The sequence below is a fragment of the Luteolibacter sp. Y139 genome, assembly GCF_038066715.1.
Taxonomy (GTDB): Bacteria; Verrucomicrobiota; Verrucomicrobiia; order Verrucomicrobiales; family Akkermansiaceae; genus Haloferula; species Haloferula soli.
In genome coordinates, this window is the sequence record NZ_JBBUKT010000002.1 from 280,018 (window position 1) to 295,958 (window position 15,941).

Sequence of the window (15,941 nt, forward strand, 5' to 3'; positions counted from 1 at the left end):
CTCTTCCCATGCCCGCCTTTTCCCTAGAAGCCCTGACCGTCTTCCTCGGCCTGCTGTTGCTGATGCTCGAAGCGTTCGGTCCCAGCCACTCGAAGAAGTTCGTCGGTTTCGCCGCTGCCGCGGGGCTTGCCTTCATCCTGATCCTCTCGTTTTTCGCCTATGGGCCGGAAGCGAAGCCGGATGCCGCCTGGGCGAAGTGGTCGCTTTGGAATTTCTATGCCTTCGATAACCTTGCGCGCTTCTACAAGGGCTTCGCGCTGGTGACCACGATCCTGGTGGTGCTGATGTCGATCGACTTCCGCTCGATTCTTTCGCGCTTCACGGATCATCCGGACTCGGAGGCGGGCACGGGTGAATACTACGCGCTGCCCGTCTTCGCCTGCGCAGGGATGATGTGGATGGCTTCTGCGAAGGACTTGGCCGGTGCCTTTGTCGCGCTGGAGCTGGTCACCATCACCTTCTATATTCTGGTCGCTTTCCTGCGCCGCAATGTCGGTTCGCTTGAGGCGGGTGTGAAATACTTGATCCTGGGTGCGCTGAGCACGGGCTTCCTTGTCTATGGCATTGCTTGGATCTACGGCGCGACGGGCACGATGAGCTTGGTGGAGATCGGCGCGAAGATCAGCACACTTTCCAATACCACGCCGCTGCTGTTTGGCATCGCTCTCATCCTGATCGCCCTCGGCTTCAAGATTGGCGCCGTGCCGATGCAGGTCTGGATCCCGGATGTTTATCAAGGTGCGCCGACTCCGACGACGGCTTTCCTTTCGGTCGGCTCGAAAGCGGCGGGTTTCATCCTGCTGATCCGTTTCCTCGATCCGCTGCTGCAGACCGGTTCGCCGGTCGCCGGTCAGGTGACATTGATGCTCGCGATCATGGCGGGGGCTACTTTGCTCTTCGGCAACCTCGCCGCGATCTCGCAGACGAATTTCAAGCGGCTGCTGGCCTATTCGTCGATCGCGCATGCCGGGTTCCTCGTGCTCGCCTTGGCCGCCTCGAAGCCCGATACCGTGGATGACCTCAGCTCGGTTCAAAGCGTTTCATTCTACCTCGCGACCTACCTGTTGATGACGCTGGCTAGCTTCTTCATCCTGGCTCAAGTCCGCATCCAGGATGGCTCGGAGGAGATCAATGCCTTCAACGGCCTCAGCAAGCGCAACCCGACCCTCGCGCTCGGCCTGACGCTGATCATGGCTGCTCTTGCAGGTGTTCCGCTGACGGCGGGTTTCTGGGGCAAGTTCTTTGTCTTCAAGCTGGCCGTCGGTGCCGGCCTGTGGTGGGGAGTTGCGCTGGCCACCGTGGGTGCCGCCGCCGGCTTCTACTACTACTTCAAGATCATCCGCGCGATCTGGTGGGAAGCTCCGGCCAATGACGCGAAGCCGCTGGTGCTGCCGCAGATCACCCGCACCTGTGTGGTGGCGCTGACGCTGGCCGTGATCGTGCTCGGCGTGTGGCCGCAGCCGATCCTGTGGCTTTTGAACTGAGTCGAGGAGTGCGGGCGTTTTGTCCGCGCTGAGTCGACAGGATGGCGATGCTCCTTATGGTGAGGTATGCCCATTTCGAGCGCCCGCCGGATGAACTTGATCGCGTTGGCGGTCTTGTTAACGGGGCTGATTTCCTTCGTCGCCTTCCACTTTCTGATCTTCGTTGATTTCCGTCCGGACGACGACGCAATCCGCGGCTGGCAAGTTTGGCCGGAGGTTTGGCGGTTCGTGAGAGATCCGGACTTCAATCAGTTGGAGGACCTGATCGCGACGTCGGCCTTGTTCACCAGCGTTCTGTTGACCGTCATCTCACCCTTTGCGATTCCGTTGTTCCGGTCTTCTAGGCTGGCGTGGTGGCTCGCGGCCATCGTCTCCGGTGCGGCCATGCTGGGGCTGACGGGCGTGTTGCTGGTCAACTACGTGATGGAACCGTCCGAGTCGGAGAAGCCGGGTGCTGGGTTCTTCTGCCTCGTCGCTTCGCAGGCGTTGAACTTCGTCGGGCTGCTTTTCGTTCGCAGGGAGAACGAGCCGGAATTGATCGCGGGAGGGCCGCCATAGGCCGGAAGGAAGAGGCTGACTCACGCCCAGGGGCTGATGCCATGGCCGTTTCCGCCCCAGAAGGCGAACCATTCCGAGGCGGAGCGATATACCTCGATTTGTCCCTCGATCGAATCCCTCGGATCTGCATCGGAATCGGGCTTGGCGGTAGCGGGATCGAGTCCGTGAGACGCTGCGACTTCTACAGCCCGGTCGTAGAGTGACCTGCCGTCTACTCTGGCTCCCACCAATGGCACTTCTCTAGTGAAAATTTAAATCTTTCATGCAATAGCTCGGCTGATTCGTCCCCTTGGAAAGTGAATCTAATTTCGTCGACGGCGTTCTCTCCGATGATGGTAATACCTTGAGGATTGTAGCCGCCTGTTACTGCGTGGAGTATTTTAAATTTTTTGAGATACTTTGCTAGCTTTCGATCCCTAGGCTTCTTGTCGATTTCAGCCAGTCCGACTTTCGGCCATCGTTCATCATGGTGGAGATTATCTTCAGTTAAATAAAAATGTATAATTTGGGTGCATTTTGAGAAAAACTCGGTGTGTTTGAATTTGATCAATTCTCCTATGTGGGCTTGGAATCCCTCGGGTTTTTTGATTTCGGCAAGCCTTGCGATCAAAACTTCTGATTTATCGTCGCTCACGAATATGTCGAATCCTTTCACGTTGCTCATAAATTACCTTAGGCGAACGGGTGCAATCCGAATTAGTCGCCCAAACTCACGCGACAATTCACTAAGCCTTTGAGAGAATCCTGAGGACTGCACCACGCTCGCAGTGGCAATGTCTACCTGAACCAAGAGGCCAATCGAACCTGATGGCATCGTTGCTTCCTTCAGGCGGAATGATTCGCCATCGGAGGTGGTTCCGTAGATTGCGCCCTGCTCAGCATCTCGCAAGCTTCCCAATTTGGAACGGATACCAGAGAGAATCGAGGCCTCGGTTGACCCAGAACTAGTGAAAACCTGCACGCCAATGTTGGAATTTCTATCATAGTGATCGATTCTGCTGACGTTTCCGCCAAGATTTGCACCCGCTGCAGCCTCACCGCCTCTTCCGCGATCTTGAATTGGATAGGGTGGAATTGATCCGGAATTCGCAGAGCTTGCCGCCATTCGTTCCATTGTTTCTGAAAGAATCAAAAGCCCGCCCGTCCCAATTGTCACGATATTGTTTGCCTTCTCAAGCTTGTCTAGCCAAGTGGGCATGTTTATTGCCATCATGAACATTAGATATCGTCCATGTAATAGTATTCTTATTGCTTGAATCTGTCCTTGCAATGCGAAGCCGTGAAGTCGGACGCGCATCGAATCCAACCGGCCCAGCATAGTCTGAGAAGACTGCGCGGCCGATATGTCAACTAGCATGTGACCACTGGGATCAATTCCATTTATGGGATCCGCATGTGTGTAGAGATATTTGTGGAGACTTAGAGGTTCAGTTTGCGAACCTTCGTAGAGATCCTCGGTGTGGAAGCGTCCGGTGTCGGGGTTGAGGTAGCGGGCGCGGAGGAAGTACATTCCTAGGTCCGAGTCCCATTGTTCGCCGGTGAAGAGGTAGCGGTTGGCGGTTCGGTTCTCGAGGGCGAGGGGGTCTTGGGGGACTAGCTGGCCGGAGGTTGGGTCGAGTTGGCGGAGGCCAATCAGGGTGCCGAAGGCTTCGTAGGTGTATTCTTCGACGAGGGTTCCGTCGTCATTGCTGAGGCCGCGGACGCTGCCGAGGCCGTCGTATTGGTACCAGCGGCGCTCGGGGGTGGTGAGGCGTTGTGGTATGCCGCTGACGCGGGTGATCCAGTTGTCGAAGGCGATGAGGTCGTGGCCGTAGAGGTAGCAAGCGGTCAGTTGGCCGGTGCCGTCCTTTTCCTCGACGACTTGGGAGTAGCCGGTGGGATTGGCGCGATCGACGAGATAGCGGGTGATGCTCAGGTTCAGGTTGTCCTGCTTGACCCACTTGGCGACGCGGTCTCCGTCGGTGTTGTAGAGGATGTCGACGGCCAGGCCATCGCCGCGGGTGCGGCGGATGAGACGGTTGTCGAAGCTGTAGAGGTCGGTCGCGGAGACCGGCCATCCGTTAGGTCCCTTGGTGTCGCTGACGGTGGTGTTGCCATTGGCGTCGTAGCTATCGCCGATGTATTGGTCGCGCTCGTTGTAGGCGCCTTCGCGATATTGTTCGGGAACGAGGGAGGAGATGGAGCGTCCGGCGACCCAGTTCCGGTCCATGGGGTAGCGGATCTGGCGGTTGCCCACGGGGTCGTAGGTATAGCCGATGGTTCCCAAGGGGGTGTCGACGTTTTCGCCTTCGGTATGGCTGATATCCTCGTGGACGAGGCGATAGAGCCTATCGAAGGTATTGACCACGGTGCGTCCGCCGAGTTCCGAGATGCCGGTGCGGTGACCGGCGGCATTCAGCGTGTAGGTGTAGCCCTGCAATGGAGCGGCCACGGCACCGCTGCCGCCGGGCTGGCGATCGATGGAGAGATTGGTCAGACGATTGAGGGAATTGTAGGCGTAGGCGTGGGTGACCTGATTCAGGTAGCTGGTGCCGGCGAGATTGCCATTGGCGTCGTAGGCGTAGCCGGCGATCGCCCGGGCAGCGGGATCGACGCCTTCCTGTCCTTCATGGACGGTGGTGAGGCGGCCGAGTTCATCGTAGTCATAGGACAGGTCGTAGCCGCCGGGGGTATCCGACTTGACGCCGGCCAAGGTGCCGGTGGCGTCCCATGCATAGCGGAGGGTGCCGGTGGTGGAGGCTTGGACGAGAGGACGCGACTGGAGGTCGTAGGACCACGAGTCCGTGTGGAGGACGGTGCCGGCTGCGTTCTTCACCGTGGCATTGGTCCGGCGGCCGAGGACATCGTAGCTGAACTCGTGACGCGCGGGAGCGTGGTCGAGTGCCAGCGAGGGATGATTGGCATCGGCAATGACCGCAAGGAGGTGGTCATTGAGTGAGTCATACTCGCGGGTGGTGACGTGGCCATTGAAGTCCTGATGCTGGACGAGGCGGCCGAGCGTGTCGTAGCCGAAGTGCTCCTGATGCCCATCCGGCATGATCCGGGCGATGCGGCGGCCGAGGTCGTCGTAGCGATACTGGGTGTAGGCGAGGGGAGTCGATTGGCCGATCTGGCGGCTCTGCGAGTCATATTCATACTCGGTGTAGAAGCCTTCGGCATCGATCACGTAGTTCAGTTGCCCGCGGTCGGTGTAGCCGTATTCGGTGGTGTTGCCGGCTTGGTCGGTTGCAAGGATACGGCGGCCAGCGGCGTCGTAAGTGGTCTGCGTGTAGGTGCTGTCCGCGAAATTCGTGCGGGTCAGGCGTCCTGCGGCATCGTATTCGAAGCCGGTGGTGATCCCTTTCGCGTCGGTGACCGAGGTTTGTCGTCCGGCGTCGTCGTAGGTGGTGGTCGTGCGTTGGCCGAGGGCATTGACGACGGCGGTGCGGCGACCGGCGTCATCGTATTCGAAGGTGGTTGCTTGTCCGTTCTCGTCGGTGCTGGCGACTACGCGGCCATCGGCATCGTAGGTGGTGGTGCGGCGTGGATTGTCCGCCAGTGCGGGTGCTGCGGCGATATCGGCGACTTCCGAGAGGATGGTCGGGGGCATCGTGGCATCCGGCAGGATGGTCGTGGTGGCGCGGCCAAGGGCATCGTAGAGCGTGTAAGTGGTCACCCCGGCGGCATCCGTGGTGGCGGTCTGGCGGCCTTCGATGTCGTAGGCTGCGGAAGTGACGGTGCCATCCGGGTAGGTGGTGCTCACCAAATGGCCGAGCGCATCGTAGACGTAGACCGTTTCGCGGCCCGCGGCGTCGATGGTTTTTGCCGGTTTGCCGATGGCATTGTAGACCGTCTCCGAAGTCGAGCCACCCGGCAGGATGGTGCGGGTCAAGCGGCCTGCGGTATCATACTCGTAGGTCGTGATGATCTGCTCATTTGGGTGGCCATCGCGATAGCGGAACGTTTGGGTCCGGTTACCGGCGGCATCGTAGACGAAGTGATTGCCATCGCTGTCCGAGATTTCGCGTCCCTTGGAATCATAGGTGGATCCATTACCGCGGCCGGTGGCGTCCACCACACCGGAGACGTTTCCATTGCCATCGTAGTGGATGGTGGTGACCGCATTCCCCGGGTCGGTCATGTGGATCAGATTACCGACGCCATCGTATTCGAGGCTGGTCGTGTGGCCGAGCGCGTCGGCGCTGGTTAGCGGACGGCGCTTGGCATCGTAGGTATAGGTCGAGGCATGGCCTGCCGGATCAGTCTCGGTGAGCAGGTTGTTGTTCGAGTCGTAGGTGCGGCTGGTGACCAAGCCGAGAGGGCTGGCGACGGAGGTCTCGTTGTCGTTCGCGTCGTAGGTGTAGGACGTCACGCCATCGAGGGCATCCGTGGTCTTGAGGATGTTTCCGCGATCGTCGTATTCGTGGATGGTGACGTTGCCGAGGCGGTCGCGGATGATCTCGCGGTTGTCGGCGAGGTCGTGTTCGAATTCGACGGCATTGCCCGCGGCATCGATCTGGCGGACCATGCGGCCGTCATCGTCGAACTCGGTGCGGATGGCATCCACGCCGCGGGGGTCGGTGATTCGAGTGAGGTAATTCGGGAAGGCCGTGTCCTCGTAGTGGAAGGACGTCACTTCACCGGTGCGGTCCGTGACCGATTGGAGGCGGCCTGCGGTATCGTAGCCGTAGAGGATCTTTTCTCCGGCGGGGTCGGTCACTTCGGTGATGCGACCGGTACCATTGCGAGTGAAGAGGACGCTCTCGCCGGAGGAATGAACGAGTCCGCTGCGATTGATCGTGAGCGTGTTTCCATTCGGGTCTTCGAGCGAGACCAGGCCTTGGATTTCATCGATGACGTAAGCGGTGCCATCCGCTGCGGTGTAGCGGAAACGCTTTGGATCAATCGGCCCAAAGGTGAAGTCGATGACCGTGCCATGGCCGGGGACGGGGCCATTCCAGATTACGGAGGGATCTCCTTCGACTTGCAGGGTTCCTTCCGAGCCATTGATGGCCTTGAAGACGATGGTGCCTTCGGAGATTTCGGCGAACTTCTGGTAGTTCTGCTGATCTTCGGACAGCGGGGACGAGGCACGGAAGACGGGCTCGAATGTCTCGGTCTTTCCTCCGGGGAAGGTGACGACGACGCGCTTCTTGGTGGTGGGGAAGACCGAGTAGATGGGCGTGATGCCGGAGATGGTCTGGTCTTGCTCCCAGCCTTCGCCAAGGCGACCGGCCTTGCGCACCTTCACGGAGCTGAAGCCGACGCTCCAGCCGGGACCGAAGTCGCCGGCTCCGGAGTCGCGGCTGTCATAGGTGCGAGTGACGGTGAGCGGAACGCCGCCGACGGGGATGGAGAGGTCTTCGAAGGCGAGAGAGAAATGACCGATCTTGCGGTTGCCTTCGAAGAGGATGGGGATCGAGTCGCTGGAAGTGGAGCCGAATTGGGTGGTGGCCGAGAGCTTCAGGGTATAGACGCCATTCAGCATCAGCGTCGGATCGATCGAGCCGAGCACTTCTTGATTCACCGGCTGGGTGCCGCTGGCGATGACGACCGATGTGCCGGTGACTGGCGCTCCTTCGGGGACGGTGGGTGTTAGGGTCAGCGTCCACGATGTGAGGCGGCGAGCCTGGACCGTGCCCGAAACCTCGACGGGTCCGGTGATTGAGTCGCCGTCGCCGGGAGAGGCGATCTCCACGAGGAAATCATCGACGCGTTGCTCGCCCACCGTGAACAGTTGCGGTGTCGAAGCTGCCTGCTGGCCGTCGGAAGAAGTGGTGCGAGCGACAATGGTATGCTCGCCGGGAGCCAGTGATGGCACGGTAAGAGTCCAATCGACGGTAACGGGAATTTGGTCACCTTGGCCGAGCACCACGCCGTCCACTTCGAAAGACAACGAGGTGATGGTCCCACCATCGATCTGGGCGCGGCCCTGCAGAGTCATCAGGGTGCTGGCAGGCAACAATGCGTCTGCCTCGGGGGAGATCACCCGGACGTCCGGCACGCCGATGACGTCCCAGACGACGGTTTCACGTGTGGAGAGCTGGCCATCGGATACCAGCAGCTCGAAAAGATAGGAACCGCCTGCGCCGAAGGTGACCGGCGTTTCCAAGGCATGCGGATTTGCGATGACGACTTCCTCCGGGCCGGCGATCTGGTTCCAGTGGTAGGTGAGATTGTTCGATGGATTGCCATCGTCGCTCACCGTGGCAGCAAGTGTGGCTTGATCGTAGGGACGCGCGGGAGCGGCCGGCGTCATCGTGACCACGGGTGCGTGGTTGTTCGAGGGATTCACCTGGATGGTGGTCCGGGCGACGGCGCTGAATTCGCCATCGGAGACGACGAGTTCGAATAGGTACTCGCCTTCCACGGTGAAGTGGATCGAGGTAGTGGCTTCTGTTGGCGTGGCGATCTCCGCGGCAACGGGGCCATCGAGTTGGACCCATGCATAGGTCAGCGGGCTGCCGGAGCGACCGTCATCTTCCACGGCTGGTTGCAGTGTTGCATTCAGGTTCGGCAGGTTACCGGCAAGGAAGGATGGCAGGGCGACGCGGGGTGTCTTGTTAGGGAATCCGGTGGCGGTCGCCGGAACGATGACGATCACATCGTCGAAGCCTACGAGTTCGCCGTCCGATGCGGACAATCGCAGGCGATAGGTGCCGGGAATGTCCACAGTGACAGCGGTGGACAGGGCCGACGGACTGGCGAAGACCACATCTCCCGGGCCGCTCACCAGCGACCAAGCCTGGATTACTGGCTGGGCAGAGGGCTTGCCGTCGTCGGTGACGGTTCCTTCGAGGGAGAAGCTCGCGGCGTTGGCTTCGAAGTCGGTGCCTGCTGAAACGACGGGGGCTTGGTTCGGTGTCGGGGGCAGCGGCGCGGCAGCGACCTGTACGGGGATCTCGCGGCGTGTGGTGGCGAGGCCGTCCGAGACCTCCAGCACGAGGGTGTAGTCGCCGGCCGTCGTGAAGGTGGCCTGTGTGCCCATGCCGCTGGTTGGCGTGAAGGTCACTGGGGCCGGGCCATCGAGCACAATCCAGCGGTGTTCTAATAGGCCGGTCGGACGTCCGTCGTCGGTGACTTGCGGTGCGAAGTCGGCCTGACCTGCGGGAAGCTGGAGTGAAACGCTGGCAGGGAGTGATGTGATGACCGGTGCTGCATTCGGAAGCGTGACGACATCAATGGTGACTTCGTCGGAGACGGTGGTGGTGCCATTCGTCACCGTGAGGCGCACGACGTGGCGTCCCGCCTGCGAAACGGTAATGATGGCATCCGGACGCGAGGCTTGATTGAAGGCCACGGATCCCGGTCCGGAGACCTTGGTCCATGTGGTGGTCAGGGAACCGCCCGAGAAGGCAGCTGTATCGATGGCGGGCGCGAAGGTGTGGGACTCGCCGGGCGCGAGCGCGACGTCAGGTCCTGCGTCGACCCGTGGGTCGGCGGCAGGCGGGGCGAGGTATTTCCCGCTATCTCCCGCTTGGACAATGGCGAGGATCTGCGGCTGGGTCAGTGCGACATTGTAGAGCGAAAGCTCATCCACCTGACCGGGGAAGACCGGCGTTTCACCCGGGAAGCTGCCGACGAAGCACTCCTTGTCGAAGTGATGGACGGTTCCTGCGGGTGCGGTGGAGTCGGTAACCAGCACGCCATCGATGAAGGCCTTCTTTCGAAGCGTGACGGGATCGTAGGTCAGCGCGAGATGGAAGGGACGGCCCAGTGGCAGCGGGCGGACTTGGATGTCATTGACGGCTCCAAAGGCGGGACTGCTGGTCCGCCAGAAGAAGCCCGCTTCCTTGGCTCCGGAAGGCAGCGTGAATTCCGCGAGCTGCAGGCGGTGGACATTGATGCCGGATACGTTTTGGAAGGAAAGGACGTTGGCGCCTGCTGGCGCGAGCGGCGTCGGCAAGCTCATCCACGTCTCGATGGAGAAGCCGCGGCCGCTATCAGCGGGAGCAACGGCCGGTGGCAGATAGCGCACACGAGAGACGCTGCCTCCGAACTGGAAGCCATCGCCTGCTTTCACGGGGGCGTAGAGTTCGGTGCCGCTCCAGATGCCGGTGCGGCCGGTGATGACATCCACCGGGTGACGGTTGCCTGGCATCCATGCGACCAACCCATCCGGTGCTGCGGTGGCAGTCGGCAGGCCGGCATGGACCTGCATGAGATCGCTCGCCGAGGTGGTGGCGTCGGTGGCCGTGAGCTTGAGTGTGTAGATGCCCGCCACGCTGAAGGTGACCGTGGTATCCGGCGATGAGGCATCGGCGAAGGTGGCCGTGCCCGGCCCCGACACCTGTGACCAGGCGCTCTTCACATCGGTCGTGTCGTCCGAAACCAAGCCATTGAGCGATGCCGCCAAATTACTCACGCGGAGGTCGATGCCCGCGTCGACCACAGGGGCGCGGTCGAGCGTCGGAGGTTGCTTGCCGGTGGATGAGGACTGATAGAGCTGGCCTGCTTCTCCCATGGAGAGGGGGCGGTCATAGAAGGCGAGGTCATCGATATCGCCATCGAAGCGGCGGTAGGCGTCCTTCGCTGTTGCCGGGCTGAAGCCCGGGGTCGCTGGCATGCCTCCGATGGTGAGCTGGCCGGCGGTGGAAAAGAAGGGGCCAAACGGTGCGGTGAAAACGCGTTGGCCTTGGCCGTTGAGATACAGCCAAGTCTCGTTGTTAGAGCGATTGTGGGTCAGCACTGCGTGGTGCCAGGCGTTTGTCGTCAGCGCCGTGGTCGTCAGTGCGACGTCTCCGTAGACGCTGTTCGCAGTCGCAGGGGGAGAGAGGAAATAGAGTTGGCCGCTGGATGAGGTAGAACCCGGGCGACCCCAGGAGATGCCATTGAGGGCGCCGGTGGCGGGATTGAACAAGGAGACGAGATAGCCGCCGGTGAGGGAGCGGGCGCGGAACCGGAGTTCAATGGAGAAGCCCGTCGATGAGTTCAGTCCGATCTCGCCCGCCGTTCCGCCGGCAAGCACGTCCGGGCTGTCGAGAAGCTGCACTGCGTCATTCAGCACACCGGTGGTGAAGCGCGGCGAATCCCAGAATCCGGAGCGGGAGAGGTGACGGCCGCCGACCATGTCGCGGAGATTGCCATCGAAGGGCCACCACGACGTGATGCCTGATGGGGCAGGCAGGCCGACCGGATGATCGACCTGAACCAGCACGGTGTCCGATCCGGTGCGCTCGCCATCGCTCACGGACAGCTTGAAGCGATACTCGCCGGCAGTGGTGAAGGTGACGCGCGGGTCGAGCTTGTGAGGATCGCTGAGGGTGGCCGAGGCGGGGCCGGAGACTTGTTCCCAGAGGATCGCCGGAGCGACGAGGCCGGGTTCGCCGTCGTCGGTGAAGGTGCCGTCGAGGAATGCCTGTCCGCTGGTGTTAGAGAGTCGGGTGGCGGTTCCCGCATTTACCTGTGGCGGCGAGTTTAAGGGCAGCCGCAGGGTCTCGAGAAGGTTGTTTAGGAGGACGACTGCTTCGGCTGGTGTTTCCGCGGAGATGAAGTCGCCGGGTGCGGATGCCTGGAGCCGCATGTTTGCGTCGTCGATGGCGTCAATGCCATTGCTGAAGGAGACGACGATCACGCGCACGCCGGCGGCACGAGCTGCCTTTGCCGCCACGTCGGAGTAAGGACCAGCACCGTCATTGAAGACGAGGATCACGCGGTCCGGGGCACCGCTGCGCGGAGTCGCGAGGACGTGATTGAGTGCGCCCTGGATGCCGTTATCGATGTTAGAAGGCTGGAAGCTTCCTTCGGTGCCGGGCTCGCCGCGGGATTGGACGAGCGATTGTTTCACCAGTGTCAGGTCAAAGGTCAGTGGTGTAACCATGGGGCCATTGAACTTGCGCATGGCGGCGCGGTCGGTGGCGGGATCGAGTTTCGAAAGGACCATGGCCGCGGCTTCACGCGCCTTGGTGATCGGGAGGGATGGATCGCCGTCGTTCTTGAGAGCCCACATGGAGCCCGAGTGGTCCATGGTCAGGACGAGATCGAGCGGCCGACGTTGGGCTGTCGCGGTGGCCTCGACGACGACGAGATCTTCACTCGACCATTCGCCGTCGAAGGCTGCGAGCTTCAGGACATAGGTGCCCGGCAGTGACACCGAGATCGTGGTGGATGCCGACAGGGGATCTGCAAACGAGACCTTGCCCGGTCCGGAAACCTGGGTCCAGCCAATCGCCAGATCGGCAGTCGCGGTTTCGTCAGACACTGTCCCTAACAGCGCGATCGACTTGTTCTGGAAGTCTGTGGTCAGGTCGGCTCCGGCGGCGACCACCGGTGGCAGGTTCGGGATCGGGCGCTGGACGTGAACCGTGACGGTATCGCTCGATGCCAGTTCGCTGTCATCGGCCTCCATGCGGAATTCGTAGTCGCCCGGTGCGGAGAAATTCACCGAGGTGGTGGCCTTGTCCGGTTCGGCGATCACGGCGGAGGGGCCGGAGACCTGCGACCACAGCTTTACCAAGGTGCTTCCGGCGGGAAGCCCATCGTCCGATACTGCGGCGCTGAGGAATTCATCGGCTGGAGCGCCGAGGCGGAACGATACCGCATCGAATAGTGCGTCGTTCTTGTCCGCGGGAGTCATTCCGACGAAAACCACTGCCGACTGGTCCTTGGTATCGGCCTTCGTCGCGATGAGCCGGATGCGCGCGCGAGTGGTGGATGCGGGCACCAAGGCACCGGTGCCGAACTTCAACCAGCGATCCCCGATGAGGCTCGCGGCTGCCGCGTGCGATGCGAGCAACTGTCCGGAAGCGTTGTAAAACTCGACGACCGCTTCAGGGCGATCCAGTTCACCGGTGGGGACTTCCGCGGATGGCCGGCCGGTGTAGTCCTGCGGCAGCGGTTGCTTGGGCTGATAAGTGAAGCTGCGGGCTTCGAAGGCAAAGCGTGCCGCGCCGAGTGCGACTGCAGAGCGCTGGCTTTCGGTCAGCTCGATGTCTTGGGAGAGTTCCGCCGTTTGGTCGCCGGGCACTTGGAAATAGACGGCACCCTCGGATGCAGCCGGATAGATGTTCGCGGTGGTGAACGAGTAGTCCCGCTTGCGTGAGTCCGCCTTGCCCTGACCCCAAGTGGCGCTGCCCACGGCCGACCAGCCGGGGATGGCTCCGTTTACGAGCGCTTCTTCATTGCCCGGATTGACGATGAGGTTCGGGCCCAGTGAATCGAGGGTGGTGGCGCGATCCGCACCTGCCGCGACGACTGGAGCGCGGTTCACCTTTTCCACCGAGAAGGACACTGGCTGTGATACCGTGCGGCCACCGTCGGCATCGACGGCTGTGGCGGTGAGCGTGTGTTGCCCGCCGGGAAGGTTTTCCAATGCTACCTGTAGCGTGCCGGTAGTGCCGCTGCCCACACGCGTGCCATCAAGCAGGAGCTCGACGAACGACAGATCGCTATCGGGGTCCGATGCCTCTACCTTGACGGTGATGGCCTGGCTGCCGGTGATGCGGGCACCCGATGCCGGCGAAACCACTGCTACCGTGGGATTGCCTGCGACGCGTATGATCACGTCAGCTGGAGCGGACGCGGCCTCGATATCGTGCGCCGTGTAGCGGAAGCGGTCGACACCGGAGAAGCCGGCATTCGGCATGTAGATGGCCTTGCCGTCGGCAATGACCATGGAGCCGTGCAGCGGATAGCTGGTGATGGTGAAGGTCAGCTGATCTCCATCGGCATCGCTCACCGGGAGTGGCAGGGTGAGAGGCGTTCCCTGGCGAGTGGAGGCGCGGGCATTTCCGGCGACGGGCGCGTCATTTGCCGCTTGCACGACGATCTGGACCTGCGAGGTCGCGGCCAAGCCCGCGGGATCGGTGGCGGTGAAGTCAAAGGATGCCGTACCCGAAAAATCCGGTGTGGGCGTGAACACGAGAGACGGCGCGCTACCGCTCAAGGTGCCCGGAAATCCTGCGGGCACCGACCAGGTGTAGGCCAAGGAATCACCATCGATATCCGATGCGGCCAACTGGATTGCGATCGGCTGGTCTTCAATGCCCGTGACAGAGATCGCGGCGGCGATCACCGGTGGATCATTGACCGGCGTCACAGTGATGCCGACTTGGGCCGAGGAGGTGGCACCGGACGGATCCGTCACGTCATACGTGAAGGCCGTCGTTCCGTGGAAGTTCGCGGAGGGAGTGAATTCGAGCGTCGGTGCAGTTCCGGTGATGGTGCCGGGAAAGCCCTGGGGAAGATGGAGTGCGTAGGTGAGGGAGTCTCCGTCTGCATCGGTCGCGGATAGAGAGAGTGCAACGGGCAGATCTTCCGAGGTGGTCACTGCAAGGCCCGCTGCCTGGGGAGCGCGGTTTGCCGGCTGGAGTTGCAAGGTGATGGTCCCGACCGTGGAGGCGGCTCCTTGGGTATCGATGACCCGGAAGGTGAAGGTGTCCTCTATGACCGCCGTCGAACGGGGGCCGGTGTGGGCGTAGGTCAATGCCGGGGCTGATCCGCCGAGCGCGCCATGCTGCGGCTGGCTGAGGATCTGGTAGGTCAGGGCATCACCGTCCGGATCGGTGGCGGTGAGGGTCAGCGGGGCATTCGCTTCGCCTTGATTGAGGAGGAAGGTCGCATCTTCCGCCGAGGGGGGGCGATTTGGCTGCCAGACGTGGATGATGACGGAGGCGGGGGCGGAGTCGGTGGTGCCGTCGGAGGCGTTGAAGTAAAAGATGTCGGAGCCGACGAAGTTGAAGCTGGGAGTGTAGGTGGCGGTCGCTCCGGAGATCGTGACCGTGCCATGACCCGGCGGCGTGGTCACGGTGTAGGAGAGAGCCTGTCCTTCCGGGTCGGTGGCGATGAGGGGGATGGCGATGGAAGCACCGACGGGAGTGGTTGCCTCCGTGGCCGTGGCCACGGGTGGCAGGTTCGGTGTGGTGCCGCTGCCTTCGCACTCGATGATGCCGCCGCCGTTCAGCGTGAGCCGGTCGGTGAAGGCCATGCCGTGGAGCAACGAGCTTCCATTCACCGTCAGAGTCCCTGTCGGGACGACGAGTTTTCCGTGGAAGGCGCTCTGGCTATTCAGCGTGAAGCTGCCGGCGGAGATGCTCAACGCGAGCCATTCGGGATGGCTGGGATGGCCGAGGTAGCCGTTGGCATTGAGGGAGTTCTTCAGGCGCAGTTCGGTTGGCCCCGATACATCGATGTGGGAGCCGCTGTTGAGATCGAGTTGCTGGATCTCGTAGAGGGCGGGGGAGGCGGTGGATCCTGGCTGAAGCACGAGAGTGCTGGCTCCGTTCAGGGTGATGCGCTCGTAACGTCCCGGCGGCAGGTTGATGGAGCTTCCCTGGGCATTCAGGGTCAGGGTCCGGATGGTCGCGAAATTGCCCGCACTCTCGCCCTGCTGATTGATATTTACGGCGCGGGTCCCGGTTCCGGCCAGAGGCGGGGCGGCTGTAGGCAGCGGCTCGCCATCAACCCGCCGCGTGATGCCGCCGAGCGAGATCCCATTGTTGAGAGTCAACCGGTAGTTCGAGGGCTGCGATGATCCCGTGCTATCTTGAACCGGGGGAGAAGTTGCGCCGCCATTAATCCGTATTTCAGGAGTTCCCGGGATCAGCAGTGATCCATCAACGGTCAGGCCGGAGTTGATATTGAAATTTCCTCCTGTCATCACCCGGACGCTGCCCTTGACGCGGCCTTGGTTGAGCTGCGGTGGCGATTTTGACACCACCGCGTCAGTCACGGAGGCGCTGGAGGCAAGGATAGAGCAGGAAAAAGCCGCAGCTATGAAGGAACGAAGGGAGGAGATCCGGGGGCGGACGTTCGTCATGCAAAGCGCAATAATTGAGGGTTGCTACATCTGACAAGATCTCTGTTGTGAAAAATAGATTTGGAATTCCCTATGGTGGATTCCTCGGTTTGTTTGAGTCGAAGTGAGTGGATTGGTATTCTAACAATAGTTTTAAAATACGTGAATCCATTCGTGTTGGCGGG

General features: G+C 61.5%; 4 protein-coding genes. 2 read left to right on the forward strand and 2 right to left on the reverse strand.

Features of this window, described 5'->3' with window-relative positions:
- Positions 1–8 precede the first annotated feature (8 nt).
- Both WKV53_RS06165 and WKV53_RS06170 read left to right on the forward strand, forming a co-directional pair.
- The gene (locus tag WKV53_RS06165; RefSeq protein ID WP_341403485.1) at positions 9–1,484 is read left to right on the forward strand and encodes an NADH-quinone oxidoreductase subunit N; all 1,476 of its coding nucleotides are present in this window, start codon (positions 9–11) and stop codon (positions 1,482–1,484) included.
- 66 nt (positions 1,485–1,550) lie between these two features.
- A complete protein-coding gene (locus WKV53_RS06170) occupies positions 1,551–2,042 on the forward strand; it encodes a hypothetical protein (protein ID WP_341403486.1) in 492 nt (163 codons plus the stop codon).
- Between the two features lie 211 nt (positions 2,043–2,253).
- Here WKV53_RS06170 and WKV53_RS06175 read toward each other — a convergent pair whose 3' ends face one another.
- Both WKV53_RS06175 and WKV53_RS06180 read right to left on the reverse strand, forming a co-directional pair.
- Positions 2,254–2,676 (reverse strand): hypothetical protein, encoded by a 423-nt coding sequence (locus WKV53_RS06175; protein WP_341403487.1) that lies wholly within the window; start codon positions 2,674–2,676, stop codon positions 2,254–2,256.
- A gap of 33 nt (positions 2,677–2,709) precedes the next feature.
- The gene (locus WKV53_RS06180) at positions 2,710–15,678 is read right to left on the reverse strand and encodes a PKD domain-containing protein (protein ID WP_341403488.1); all 12,969 of its coding nucleotides are present in this window, start codon (positions 15,676–15,678) and stop codon (positions 2,710–2,712) included.
- Positions 15,679–15,941: the final 263 nt, after the last annotated feature.